Origin of the sequence: Aurantiacibacter sp. MUD11, assembly GCF_026967575.1 — a bacterium.
GTDB lineage: Bacteria > Pseudomonadota > Alphaproteobacteria > Sphingomonadales > Sphingomonadaceae > Alteraurantiacibacter.
In genome coordinates this window covers 2,547,498-2,559,811 of the sequence record NZ_CP114054.1, presented here as the reverse complement: position 1 = coordinate 2,559,811, position 12,314 = coordinate 2,547,498, and the positions used below count along the sequence as shown (strand labels likewise).

13 protein-coding genes are annotated in these 12,314 nt (G+C 66.8%); 9 read left to right on the top strand and 4 right to left on the bottom strand.

The window, feature by feature from the left end; genetic code table 11:
- Positions 1–3 precede the first annotated feature (3 nt).
- The 6 genes from OZN62_RS12675 to OZN62_RS12650 all read left to right on the top strand — a co-directional run bounded on the left by OZN62_RS12675 (position 4) and on the right by OZN62_RS12650 (position 5,219).
- Positions 4–1,050: a PEP/pyruvate-binding domain-containing protein gene (locus OZN62_RS12675; protein WP_269100233.1), complete on the top strand. Its 1,047-nt coding sequence runs from the start codon at positions 4–6 to the stop codon at positions 1,048–1,050.
- Positions 1,047–1,511, top strand: a complete 465-nt coding sequence (locus OZN62_RS12670; RefSeq protein WP_269100232.1) for an acetyl-CoA carboxylase biotin carboxyl carrier protein — start codon at positions 1,047–1,049, stop codon at positions 1,509–1,511. The genes OZN62_RS12675 and OZN62_RS12670 overlap by 4 nt, the downstream gene beginning before the upstream one ends.
- A complete protein-coding gene (locus tag OZN62_RS12665) occupies positions 1,511–2,971 on the top strand; it encodes a biotin carboxyl carrier protein (protein ID WP_269100231.1) in 1,461 nt (486 codons plus the stop codon). Before OZN62_RS12670 ends, OZN62_RS12665 begins: the two co-directional genes overlap by 1 nt.
- Positions 2,972–3,124: 153 nt before the next feature.
- Positions 3,125–3,949 (top strand): HAD-IIA family hydrolase, encoded by an 825-nt coding sequence (locus tag OZN62_RS12660; protein WP_269100230.1) that lies wholly within the window; start codon positions 3,125–3,127, stop codon positions 3,947–3,949.
- A gap of 23 nt (positions 3,950–3,972) precedes the next feature.
- The gene (gene mce, locus OZN62_RS12655) at positions 3,973–4,410 is read left to right on the top strand and encodes a methylmalonyl-CoA epimerase (RefSeq protein ID WP_269100229.1); all 438 of its coding nucleotides are present in this window, start codon (positions 3,973–3,975) and stop codon (positions 4,408–4,410) included.
- Complete coding sequence (locus OZN62_RS12650) at positions 4,407–5,219, top strand: nuclear transport factor 2 family protein (RefSeq protein WP_269100227.1); 813 nt, start codon at positions 4,407–4,409, stop codon at positions 5,217–5,219. The genes mce and OZN62_RS12650 overlap by 4 nt, the downstream gene beginning before the upstream one ends.
- Here OZN62_RS12650 and OZN62_RS12645 read toward each other — a convergent pair.
- From OZN62_RS12645 to OZN62_RS12630, 4 genes are read right to left on the bottom strand one after another with little or no spacing between them, the layout of a single operon-like run.
- Positions 5,216–5,806: a nucleotidyltransferase family protein gene (locus OZN62_RS12645; RefSeq protein ID WP_269100225.1), complete on the bottom strand. Its 591-nt coding sequence runs from the start codon at positions 5,804–5,806 to the stop codon at positions 5,216–5,218. The two genes, OZN62_RS12650 and OZN62_RS12645, sit on opposite strands and share 4 nt — an antisense overlap.
- A complete protein-coding gene (locus tag OZN62_RS12640; RefSeq protein ID WP_269100224.1) occupies positions 5,790–6,647 on the bottom strand; it encodes an XdhC family protein in 858 nt (285 codons plus the stop codon). Before OZN62_RS12640 ends, OZN62_RS12645 begins: the two co-directional genes overlap by 17 nt.
- A gap of 4 nt (positions 6,648–6,651) precedes the next feature.
- The gene (locus tag OZN62_RS12635; protein ID WP_269100223.1) at positions 6,652–7,608 is read right to left on the bottom strand and encodes an MBL fold metallo-hydrolase; all 957 of its coding nucleotides are present in this window, start codon (positions 7,606–7,608) and stop codon (positions 6,652–6,654) included.
- 2 nt (positions 7,609–7,610) lie between these two features.
- Positions 7,611–8,708: a HupE/UreJ family protein gene (locus tag OZN62_RS12630; protein ID WP_269100222.1), complete on the bottom strand. Its 1,098-nt coding sequence runs from the start codon at positions 8,706–8,708 to the stop codon at positions 7,611–7,613.
- Positions 8,709–8,816: 108 nt separating this feature from the next.
- On the opposite strand from OZN62_RS12630, the gene OZN62_RS12625 reads away from it, so the two are divergent.
- Genes OZN62_RS12625 through OZN62_RS12615 form a run of 3 tightly spaced genes read left to right on the top strand, consistent with a single transcriptional unit; the run spans position 8,817 to position 12,306 of the window.
- Entirely contained in the window at positions 8,817–10,295 is a 1,479-nt protein-coding gene (locus OZN62_RS12625) for an efflux transporter outer membrane subunit (RefSeq protein WP_269100221.1), read from the top strand.
- Positions 10,292–11,587: an efflux RND transporter periplasmic adaptor subunit gene (locus tag OZN62_RS12620; RefSeq protein WP_269100219.1), complete on the top strand. Its 1,296-nt coding sequence runs from the start codon at positions 10,292–10,294 to the stop codon at positions 11,585–11,587. Before OZN62_RS12625 ends, OZN62_RS12620 begins: the two co-directional genes overlap by 4 nt.
- Positions 11,584–12,306: an ABC transporter ATP-binding protein gene (locus OZN62_RS12615; RefSeq protein WP_269100217.1), complete on the top strand. Its 723-nt coding sequence runs from the start codon at positions 11,584–11,586 to the stop codon at positions 12,304–12,306. Before OZN62_RS12620 ends, OZN62_RS12615 begins: the two co-directional genes overlap by 4 nt.
- Positions 12,307–12,314 lie beyond the last annotated feature (8 nt).

Sequence of the window (12,314 nt, the reverse complement as noted above, 5' to 3'; positions counted from 1 at the left end):
GCCATGGAAGCCGTAGCCTGGTTCGCAGATGTAGGCATTACCGACCGCCCCACCGTGGGCGGCAAGGGCGGCTCGCTGGGCGAACTGACCCAGGCGGGCATCGACGTGCCGCCCGGCTTCGTCGTCACCACCGCCGCCTTCGAGCAGTTCCTCGCCAAGCTGGAGGCGAGCGAGCCGATCCGCCCGCAGGTGGAAGCGCTCGATCCCAATGACCTTGGCGCCGCCACGAAACTGTCCGAACAATTGCGCGCGCGGGTAATGGAAGAACCCATGCCTGCCGCGGTGGAAGAGGCGCTCAAGACCGCCCATGCGGAGCTGTGCGCCGACGGCCAGCCGGTGGCCGTGCGTTCGTCCGCCACCACGGAAGATGCCGAGGACGCCAGCTTCGCCGGCCTGCAGGACACCTTCCTCTGGGTGCTCGATGCCGAGAACATGATCGAACGCGTGCGCGAATGCTGGGCCTCGCTCTATTCGGTCGAGTCCATGACCTACCGCCGCAAGCAGGACTTCCCCGAGGAAGGGGTGGCCATGGCCGTGGTGGTGCAGCGCATGGTCGACGCCAAGTGCGCCGGCGTGATGTTCACCCGCAGCCCGACCAGCGGCGACAAGTCGGTGATCACCATCGAAGGCGCATGGGGTCTGGGCAGCGCGGTCGTCTCTGGCGAGGTGACACCCGACAAATGGGTGCTGGGCAAGATCACCGGCGAGATTTCCAGCCGCGAGATTTCCGACAAGCACGCGCGGCAGGTGCCCGCCGAGGGTGGCGGCATCGTCGAGGTGGAGAACGAGGACGACGTGCGTTCCGCACCCTGCCTCACCGATGACGAGCTGATGGCCCTGCGCGAGGTCGGCCGCCGGATCGAACGGCATTACGGCAAGCCGCAGGACATCGAATGGGCGCTGGACCAGGACGGCAAGGTGCTGCTGCTGCAATCGCGCCCCGAAACCGTCTGGGCGATGAAGGATGCCGAGGCGAAGCCGGTGAAGCAGGTGGAAGGCAAGGCCTACAACCACGTGATGACCATCTTTGGCGGGGGCAATCGCAAGTGAGCCTGACCGGCAAGGACGTCGCCGAGATTTCCCGGCTGCTGGGTGAATCCCAGTTCAACTCGCTCGACCTGAAGATGGGCGATTTCCGCCTGCGCATCCGCCGTGATGGCGGCGGCGGTGGCCGCTGGGTCGCTGACGAGGACGAAGTGGCCGAGGCCGCCCCCGTGCCGACCCCGGCACCTGCCAGCGCGCCGACACCCGTTGCAGCTGCGGCCAGCGGCGAGGTCGACGTGCCCGCCCCGCTGCTCGGCAACTTCTATGCCGCCCCGCGGCCGGGCGAGGATCCCTTCGTGGCCGTGGGCGACAAGGTGGAACCGGATACCGTCGTCGGCATCATCGAGGTGATGAAGCTGATGAACTCGGTGCGCGCAGGCGTGTCGGGCACGGTCGTCGCGGTACTGGCGGAGAACGGCAGCGCCATCGAGAAGGGCCAGCCGATCATCCGGGTGAAGACCGACTGATGGCCGATATCCAGATCGTCGAAACGAGCCTGCGCGATGGCAACCAGTGCCTGTGGGGCGCGACCGGCATCGATACCGCCAAGACGCTGACCATCGCCCCGGCGATGGAGCGCGCCGGCTATCGCGCCATCGACTTCACCACCTCCACCCACATGGGCGTGGCCGTGCGCTACAAGCAGGAAGACCCGTGGGAACGCATTCGCGCCATGGCGGACATCTGCCGCACCACGCCGTTGCAGTTCCTTTCCACCGGTTTCCGCTTCATCGCCTGGGAAACCGCGACGCCCGAATTCATGGAGCTGGCCTTCCGCACGCTGGCCACCAACGGCATCCGCCGCTTCGCGCTGGCGGACCCGATGAACGATGCCTCAAGCAATGTTGAGGTTGCCAAGATGGTCAAGCGCGCGGGCGGCGACCAGGTGGTCGGCGCCCTCGTCTATTCGATCAGCCCGATCCACGATGATGCCCACTATGCCGAGGCCGCGCGCACCATGGCTGCCAGCCCGGATATCGACGGGCTCTACATCAAGGACCCCGGCGGACTGCTGAGCCCCAAGCGCGCGCAGACGCTGATCCCCGCCATCCTGGCCGAGATTGGCGACAAGCCGCTGGAATTGCACAACCACTGCACCATCGGCCTGGCCGAACCCGCCTGCCTCGAAGCCGCGGAGCTGGGCGCCGCCGCCGTGCAATGCGCCAGCGGCGGCGCGGCGGACGGCACCAGCAACCCGCCGATCAGCCGCATGATCGCCAACCTGCGCGCGCAGGGTCACACCGTCGATGTCGACGACGAGGCGGTGGCCGAAGTGGCCGACTATTTCACCGCGCTGGCCGAGGCGGAAGACCTGCCAACGGGCCGCCCGATGCCCTTCGACGCCGCCTACTACCAGCACAACCTGCCCGGCGGCATGGTCGGCACCATGCGCCGCCACCTGGCCGACCAGGGCGTGCCCGAGCTGGAAGGCGCGGTGATCGAGGAAATGGGCCGCGTGCGGCAGGAGCTGGGCTGGCCCATCGTGATGACGCCGTTCGCGCAGATGCTGCAGACGCAGGCGGTGATGAACGTGACGGGAGAGGAACGCTGGGCCGTCATCCCGGACGAGATCATCCGCTTTGCGATCGGCAAGTTCGGCCGGCCCAACGTGCCGGTCGATCAGGACGTGATGGATCGCATCATGTCCAACCCGCGGACCAAGGAGCTGGAAGCCGAGACCGGCATGGCCGACGTCAAGACGCTGCGGAAGAAGCTGGGCGAGAACCTGTCGGACGAGGAATTCCTGCTGCGCGCCACCATGCCGCAGAACCTTGTCGACGCAATGCAGGCCGCCGGCCCGGCAGAGCGCCAGTACGATCCGAAGAAGGTGCCGCTGATGAACCTGCTGCGCGAAGTTCTCGCGCGCACCGATATCGACCACCTCAGCATCGAGAAGGACGGCTTCTCGCTGGAAGTCGAAGCGTGACGATGGCGCGCTTTCCTACCGTCGTCGCGCGCGCCAGTATCCACCCATGATTTTCACTCAAGTTACTGGAATACATCGGCTTTCATCCACATCGGGGAATAGCAGGATTCCTTCCCCTGAACCGTGTTCCAAGTGTTCCACATTAGGCAGGCGATGATGCGTACACCCAAGGGTTTCATGTTCGATCTGGACGGGACGCTGATCCTCTCCAACCGCAAGCTGGGCAGCTATGACGCCATTCCCGGTGCGGCGGAGGCCCTGCAGGAGCTGGACCGGCTGGGCGTGCCGTGGATCGCACTGACGAACGGCAGCGCCTATGCCAGCCGCGTGCAGGCACCGCGCCTGCGCAAGGTCGGCCTGCCGGTGCCCGACGAGCGGTTGTTCACGCCCAACTCGGTGGCCGCGAAGGTCATCGCCGATGGCGGCTACCAGCGCGTCATGGTGCTGGGCAATGCGGGGGTGTCCGAGGCGCTGGAGGAACTGGGCGTCAACTGCGTTTCACCCGATGCCGAGGACCAGGCTGGTTGCGACGCGGTCTACATCGCCTGGCATCCCGATTGCTCGATGCCGCACATCCACGCCGCCTGCGAGGCCGTGCTCGATGGCGCGGCCTTCCTCACCGCTTCGGACGTGCCCTTCTTCGCCACCAAGGAAGGCCGCAGCTTCGGCTATTCCTGTGCCATCAACGGTGCCGTCTCGCGGGTGACGGGCGTGGAGCCGCAACCGACCGGCAAGCCGAGCGCCCATGCGCTGGACTTCATCGCCGCCGAACTCGGCATCGCGAAAGAGGACGTCGGCGTGGTGGGTGACGACGCCAAGGCGGAAATGCAGATGGCCCGCGAAGGCGGCGCGATCGGCATTGCCGTCACCAGCGGCGCGACCAGCGCAGAGCAATGGGCGGACCAGCCGCCCGAACGCACGCCGCACCTGGTGGTGGAGAACATCGGGGCATTGGTGGAGACGCTCGGCTTGCGCTAAGGCCCTTTTCGAAAGGAGCCACCATGCAGCTTGGCCGAATGAACCACGTGGGCGTCGCCGTCCCCGATCTCGATGCCGCCATCGCCTTCTACCGCGAAGTGATGGGCGCGAGCGACATCACCGAGCCCTTCGACCTGCCCGAACAGGGCGTGCGCGTCTGCTTCGTGAACACCCCGGACATTGCCGATGGCCCCGGCACACAGGTGGAACTGCTGGCCCCGCTCAGCGAGGCATCGCCGGTAACCAACTTCCTCGCCAAGAACCCGGCAGGCGGGCAGCACCACATCTGTTTCGAAGTGCCCGATATCGAAGCGGCGCGCGCCGAGTTCGAGGCAATGGGCAAGCGCATCCTCGGCCCCACGCGCATCGGGGCGCACGGCACGCCGATCTTCTTCGTCCATCCCAAGGACATGCTCGGCCAGCTGACCGAGATCATGGAAACGCCCAAGGAAGCGCATTGAGCTTCGACTACGAAGCCTACCTCGCCTGCTTCCTGACGGGCGACGACGACAGCCTCGTCGAGCGCTTCTTTGCCGAGGACTGTGAAATGCGCTCTGCAAGCGGTGTCCGGCGAGGGCATCAGGGGATGCGCGAATTCCTGCACTGGGCGCATGACGGCGTGCGCGAGTGCCCGCGCGTGCAGCATTACCTGCAGGACGAGCGGACCGTCTTCGCCGACATCGACATGGACTTCCACGCGACCTCGCACCGCCCGGATTTCCCCTTCGGCGAACTGCATCCGGGCGACAGCCTGACGGTGAAGTTCCTCGCCCGCTACGACCTCGACGAAGACCAGAAGGTGAGGGTGCTGACCACCGCCGCCTGGCCGCCGGGCGTGGGCGTCACTACCCTGCCCCCGCTGGGCGGGCATCCCAGCCAGCTGGCTGCCTACCACGCCTATGCCGCCGCCTTCTCCAACGGCGATCCGCAGCGCTACACGCGCTTCTATACCGACGACGTGGTGCTCGAACTCGGTTCGGTGCCCAGGATCGAGGGCGCGCAGGGCATCGCGGACTTCTACACCGCCATGTTCAGGACGGTGCGGGAGACGCTGACGATCCACGACCTCGACGCCAGCGACGAGCGGATCGTGGTCGACTGCACCAGCCGCTTTACCGCCATCGCCGACGCGCCGGACTTCGTGGTGGCGCCACTGGCGAAGGACGACTTTGCCGAGGTCGGGGTGAAGGTGACCTACACCCTGCGCGACGGGCGGATCTGCCACATCGGCGTCCAGCGCACGCGCGATCCGGTGGTGACCCGCGCCTAGCGCGCGGCGAGGATGGCGCTGATCCGTTCGAGGTCTTCGGGTGTATCGACGTCGAGCAGGGTGCCAGGATCGGGTTCGACAACCTCCAGCGATGCAAGACCTGCCAGCATCGGGCCCGCCCCACTATCGCCATCGAGACGCGCGGCCTTGCCTACATCCTGCGCAGCGATGCAGGCAGGCACGCCTGTTCGCCCGTCGGGATAGCTCGACGCAGCGCTTGTCCCGCATTGGGTGAGGCGGCGCAGGTGTTCGGGAGCAACCAGCGGCATGTCTGCCAGCACGACCAGCAGCGCACGCGATTGGCGTTCCGCCTCGCGCGCGGCGATGGCGACGGAGCCACCAAGGCCATCTTGGGGCGCTGGATTGGTCAGCAGGCGCCAGCCAGCCGCTTCACGCGCAAATTGCGGAGCCTCCGGCCCGACCACGATTAAGGACGGCTCCAACCCTGCCGCCACGACTGCATCGAGCACCCATTGCCCCACCGGCTTGTCCGCACAGTCTTCGTCCAGTTTGCCGCCACCGAAGCGGCTCGCGCGTCCGGCGGCGAGCACGGCCACTAGTGGCTGGCTGTCAGCGGGCGTCGACACGGTGGTGCGGGTGGCGCAGTTCGTATTCGCCGGAGATGCCTGCCAGCGTCGAAAGCGCCAGCGCCAACGGCTCGCGGCTGTGCATCACCGTGCCGATCGGACTGGCGATGCGGGCCACCTGCTCCGGAGCGAAACCTGCGCCGACAAGGTCCGCCTCGCGTTGGGCACGGGCGGGCGCCCCGCCCTGCGCGCCGATAAAGAAGGCGGGCGTGGTGAGCGCCCATTCGAGGATCGCGCGTTCCCACTCATGGTCGTGGAACAGCAGCACGATGGCGGTCCAGCGATCAGCCGCGATCCCTTCGGGCAACTGGCCAAGCGACAATCCGCCGTCGTCGCGCCCGTGCGCCTCCACCGCCATGCCCGACGCCTCCGCGACATGGGCCATGGCGGCCAGTTCCGGCCCCTCACCGAACAGCACCAGCCGCAGCTGGGGCACGTAGCGGCGCACCGCCAGCGGGCTTGGCTCCGGCAGAGCCAGTCGCGCCTCTGCGCGCTGCTTGAGCTGTTCGACCGCAGCCGCACAGGCCGCGGTATCGGGCACCGGGTCGATCAGGATGTCCAGTCCGCCACCACAGGGCAGGCGGAAGTCGATCTTGGGAGAGCCCGCGCCATAGCGGATCACCCGCCGCTCCCCGCCACTCACCACTTCGCGCGCCAGTTCCTGTTCGAGGCAACCGTCGGCGAGGCTGCCGACCACGCTGCCATCGGGCAGCACGGCCAGCTGCGCGCCAAGGCGGCGGGAGAAGCTGCCCTCGATATTGGCGATGGTGCACAGGCCCACGCCCGGCACGCAGGCCGCGCGCAGGGCAGCGTGATCGTCGGCAAATGCGGTGGCGGTCATGCCATCACTGTCGGGGAGGAATCTCCGACGGGTCAATCCCCATGCGCAGCTGGGCTTCCTCGCCGCGCAGTTCTTCGAAGGCGACCATCAGGTTGATGTAGGCACGCCCGCGCGGGGTACCACCATACTCGAGGCCGGGCAGCGGCTCGTCACCCATGAAGATGGCGAAGCTGGGAACGCCCTCGAGGCGAGCCAGCGCGTCTTCCGGGGTCCCGCCCATCTGCGCGGTCTGCTCCGCCACCTGCACCAGGCCACGGTTGAAGGTGATCCAGCTGAGGAACTCCTCGCGCGTGTGCGCGCTGCCATGGCCGGCAAGGACAGTCTCGGCATCGGGCACGTTGTAATAGGCGGCGGTGACCGTGGTCGGCAGCGCCAGCATGGACCCGCCCGAAGCCGGATCGATCAGCGGGCTCATGTGCCAGGCGTAGATGTCGCCCGCCATCATCACCTTGTCTTCGGGGAAGAAGATGAAGGCGTCGCCATCGGTGTGACCTGCGCCGAAGTAATGCACTTCCACCTTGTCGGCCCCTTCGCCGATGGCGCGGTAGTTGGTGAATTCCATGTCCACGCGGTTGGGCGGGAACGGACCGCCGCCTTCGCGCATGCGCGCCGCGGTGTTGGCCTGGGCCACCACCTGCACGCCGTCGTTCTCGGCGAAGAAGGCGTTGGAGCCGACGTGGTCAGGATGCGAGTGGGTGTTGATGACGTAGGTCACCGGCTTGTCGGTGATCTTGCGGATCTCGGCGAGGATGCTTTCGCCCGAATTGGGCAGCTTGGTATCCACCAACACCACGTCCTCCGACCGGACAAAGACAACGCTGTTGCCGCCCGCGCCGGGAATGCGCCACACGTTTTCGGAAACCTGTTCGGCCTCCTCGATGCCCGGCAGCCCCTGTGCCATGACGCCGGTAACGGCCATGCCGCCCAGAACGATTGCCGAAAGTACTACCGCGCGTTGCATTGTCATCCGCTCCCCAAACTCAGGACTCTGTCAACGAACCAATAGGCACCTGCGAGGATGACCGCAAGCGAACCGATGGTGACGATACGTTTTGTTACGAGTGGGTATCGCGGCCGCAGCCAGGCCAGCACCAGCGCAGCGGGGATGACAATCGCCAGCTGACCGATTTCGACGCCGATGTTGAAGGCCAGCAGCGACCAGGCCAGGCTATCCTGCGGCAGGCCGAATTCGCGCAGCACGAAGGCGAAGCCGAATCCGTGCACCAGGCCGAACAGCAGCGCGAACCAGTGGCGCAGGTCGCGCTGCCCTTCCTTGCGCAGCAGGTTGTCTACCCCCACCACCACGATGCTGAGCGCGATCAGCGGCTCCACCAGCCAGGCCGGCGGCGCGAAGGTGCCCGTGGCCGCCAGCGCCAGCGTGACCGAATGGCCCACGGTGAAGGCGGTGACGATGATCGCCAACCGGCGCAGCGATCCGCCCAGCAGGATCAGCCCGATGATGAAGAGGACATGGTCCGGCCCGATCACCACGTGGTGCGCGCCGGAGGGCACGAAGGTGCCGAACACTGCCGCCACGCCCGCCGCGGTGCCGGCGTAGTGAGCCTGCGGCGCAGTGTCCGCATCGAACAGGAATTGCTGCCGCAGTTCCCCGTCCTCGTAGAGATTGACGAAGGTCTGGTGCGCCGGATCGTAGGGAAACAGGTTGGTGTCGATGCGCAGTTCCGGAGGCTGGACCACGTCGGCCCGGAAGGTCAGCTGCAGAGCATCTTCCTCCGGCGCAGGGACAATTTCGTTGAATTCCAATGCGATTCGCGCACCATCGCCGTCCGACATCACGATTCGCTGTTGCAGCAGCGACTTGATATTACTGTATTGAGACGCTAATACACGTTCGTCGAGCAGGGTCGACGGTTCCTCGATACCGAGTTCGTGTGCAACGTCGATCGTGTGAACAGTCAAACTGCCTTCGATGCCCTGCTCCTCGAGCTGGACGTCGAGATAGCTGAAGGGGGCAGGATGCGCGGCAGCCGGACGAGCGAGCAACGCGAAAGCCACCAGCAAGCTGACGAGAAGAATTTTAAAGCTGCGCACGGGTTTCACTTTGTTGCGTGGATAACACGGTAATGCGGCCTGTTACGCATTGTGACAAGCAACTGGTTGGAACAGATACTATCCAGCGATAAGCATTTGACGGGGACGGACAAGTAAATGGGTGGGAATATCCGCATGGGCAGTTTCATGACAGCGCGACGCTGTATGCTGGCGGCCACGGCACCGCTGGCACTGGCAGCCTGTGCAACGCCCACTGTCGATATCGCGCAGCCCGAAGTGGCCGTGCCTGCCGACTGGCAGGTGTCCGACCCGGCTCCGGTCTCCACCGACCTTACCGAATACTGGACGATGCTGGACGATCCGCTGCTCACCGGCTTTGTCGAGCAGGCGATCCTCGAGAACCGCGATCTTGCGCAGAGCGCTGCCCGGCTGGACCAGGCGCGCGCTTCGCTGGTGCAGGCCCGCGCGGGCTACCTGCCGTCGCTTTCCGCCAGCGGCGGGGCCAATCGCGACATCGGCGACTTCGCGCGCGACGGGGTACAGTTCAACCTGGGCGCCGATGCGTCGTGGGAGATGGACCTGTTCGGGCAGATCTCCGGCAATGTCGCTGCCGCCGAGGGAGACCTTGCCGCACAGGGCTATTCGCTGGCCGACCTGCAGCGCCTGATCGTCGGGCAGGTGGCCGTGGCCACCATCAATGCCCGCGCCACGGCAGAGCAGCTGGCCATCGCCCGCTCCACCCTCGCCTACCAGGACGATAACCTGCAGATCGCCCGCTGGCGCAACCAGGCCGGGCTGGTCTCCAGCCTCGACGTGGAACAGGCGCGCACCCAGCGCGCTCAGACCGCCGCCACCATCCCGCTGCTGGAAAGCAGTCTGACGGCCACGGCCAACTCGATTTCCACGCTGATCGGCGAACCGCCGGGACGCGTGCTCGAAGCCTTCCTGGCGGAACAGTCCGCCTCGGTTCCCACGCCGCCCATGCTGGCCGGGTTCGAAGCCCCGGCCGAAGTGCTGCGCCGCCGTCCCGACGTGCGCGCAGCCGAAGCCAGCCTGGTCGCCAGCACCGCCCGCATCGGCGTGGCACGTGCGCAATTGCTGCCGCTGGTCCGCCTGTCCGGCTCGATTGGAACGGGTCCGGTGAATGCCGGCAGCTTGTTCGACATCGTCACCGGCGGCATTTTCGCCGGTGTCAGCCAGCTGCTGTTCGACGGCGGGCGTACTGCCGCACAGGTCGACAGCGCCGAGGCCGGCGCACGCGCCTCGCTGGCTGCATGGGAGCAGACCATCCTCGGCGCGCTGGAAGACGTGGAAAGCTCTGCCGTCGACCAGCGCACCGCCGACCAGCGCGTCGGCATCAACGAGGAAGCGGTGGACGCCGCCAACAACGCCGCCTTGCTGGCTCGCAGCCAGTACGAGGCGGGACTGGTCGATTTCCGCACCCTGCTGACGGCCGAGAACCAGTTGCTCTCGGCACGCAACCAGCTGGTCGGTGCAGAGGCCGACCGCGCCACCGCCTTTGTCCGCCTGACCCAGGCGCTGGGCGGCGGCTGGACCCTTTCCGATGACGACATTCCGCCTGTCGTCGAAGCCCGCTTCGAACAGACCGGCAATAGCGACAGGACCGCACAATGAGCGATACCGACATGACCAACGCACAGGATATCGGCGACTACCTCGAAGCCGCCAAGGAACGGCCCTGGTACAAGCGCCGCATCGTCTGGATCATCGCCGCCGTGCTGGTGCTGCTGATTGCGCTGTCGACGGTGTTTTCGGGCGGCGATGACGGCCCCGATTACATCACCGCCGAAGTGGAAGAGCGTTCGCTCGACCTTACCGTGGTGGCGACCGGCAACCTGCGGCCCACCAACCAGGTCGAGGTCGGCTCCGAAGTCTCCGGCCGGATCGACGACGTGCTGGTCGACGTGAACGACCAGGTGACCCGTGGCCAGGTGCTGGCCCGCATCAATACCGACGTGATCGAGGACCAGATCACCCAGGGCCGCGCCAACCTCAACGCAGCGCGTGCTTCGGTGGCGCAGGCGCAGGCTACGCTGGAGGCCGATGCCGCCCAGCTTTCGCGCCTGCAGGAAGTCCAGCGCCTGTCCGGCGGCCGGGTGCCCAGCCAGGCCGAGATGGAGCAGGCCGAGGCCGCCGTGCGCCGCGGCGAGGCAGCTGTCGCTTCGGCGCGCGCCAATGTCTCCAGCGCCCAGGCCCAGCTTTCCAGCGCGCAGACCAATCGCGATCGCGCGGTGATCCGCTCGCCCGTCTCCGGCGTGGTGCTCGCGCGCCAGGTGGAACCGGGCCAGACCGTGGCTGCCAGCTTCAACACGCCGACGCTGTTCGTGCTGGCAGAGGACCTCGGCACCATGCAGCTGCGCGTCTCCATCGACGAGGCCGATGTCGGCCAGGTGCAGCCCGGCCAGGAGGCCGCCTTCACCGTCGACGCCTATCCCGGCCGGCGTTTCCCCGCGACGGTGGAACGGGTGGACCTCGCCTCCAACAACATTGCCCTGTCCGACCAGCAGCAACAGCAGTCGCAGCAGGTGGTCAGCTATGAGGCGCGGCTGATCGTGGTCAACGACGAGGGCCTGCTGCGCCCCGGCATGACCGCCACCGCCACCATCGCCACCCAGAGCACCGGCGTCGCCATGCTCGTGCCCAATGGCGCGCTGCGCTTCGACCCGGACGAGGAAGAGGAAAGCACCGGCATCTTCGGCAACCAGCAGTTCGGCCTCGACGACGAACAGGGCGCCAGCATCGGCGTCGGCAGCCGCCAGCGGGTACACGTGGTGGACGAGGACGGCAGCCTGCGCGCCATCGAAGTCGTCACCGGCCAGAGCGACGGTCGCCAGACGGTGGTGACGTCCGACGAGCTGGAAGTGGGCATGGAAGTCGTCACCGGCGTCAGGGCGGGCGGCGAGTGAGCGACGCACACCTCATAGAACTGGAAGGCATCACCAAGACCTTTGGCGAGGGCGCGGCCGCGTTCCAGGCGCTGAAGGGAGTGGACATGACCATCGATCGCGGCGATTTCGTCGCGGTGATGGGGCCATCGGGCTCGGGCAAGTCGACGACGATGAACATCCTCGGCTGCCTCGACGTGCCGACCAGCGGCGTGTTCCGCTTCCGCGGCGTGGAAGTGCAGGCACTCAGCCGCGACCAGCGTTCGCTGCTGCGCCGCCGCTACCTCGGCTTCGTTTTCCAGGGCTTCAACCTGCTGGCGCGCACCACCGCGCTGGAGAACGTCGAACTGCCGCTGCTCTATCGCGGCGAGAAGAAGGCCGTGCGGCAGGAAGCTGCCGAACGCGCGCTCGACCAGGTCGGGCTGCTGCCATGGGCGCACCATACCCCTGCCGAGCTTTCCGGCGGTCAGCAGCAGCGCGTGGCCATCGCCCGCGCCCTGGTGACCAATCCCGACGTGCTGCTGGCGGACGAGCCGACCGGCAACCTCGACACCGAACGGTCGATCGAGATCATGGAACTGCTGTCCGAACTCAATCGCAACGGGATCACCGTGCTGATGGTGACGCACGAGGAAGAAATGGCGCAATTCGCCAAGACGATCGTGCACTTCCGCGATGGCTTGGTGGAGCGGGTTGACCGCGGCAAGCGCGCCGCAGCGCTTAGCGGGGAGCCTGCCTGATGCTGGGA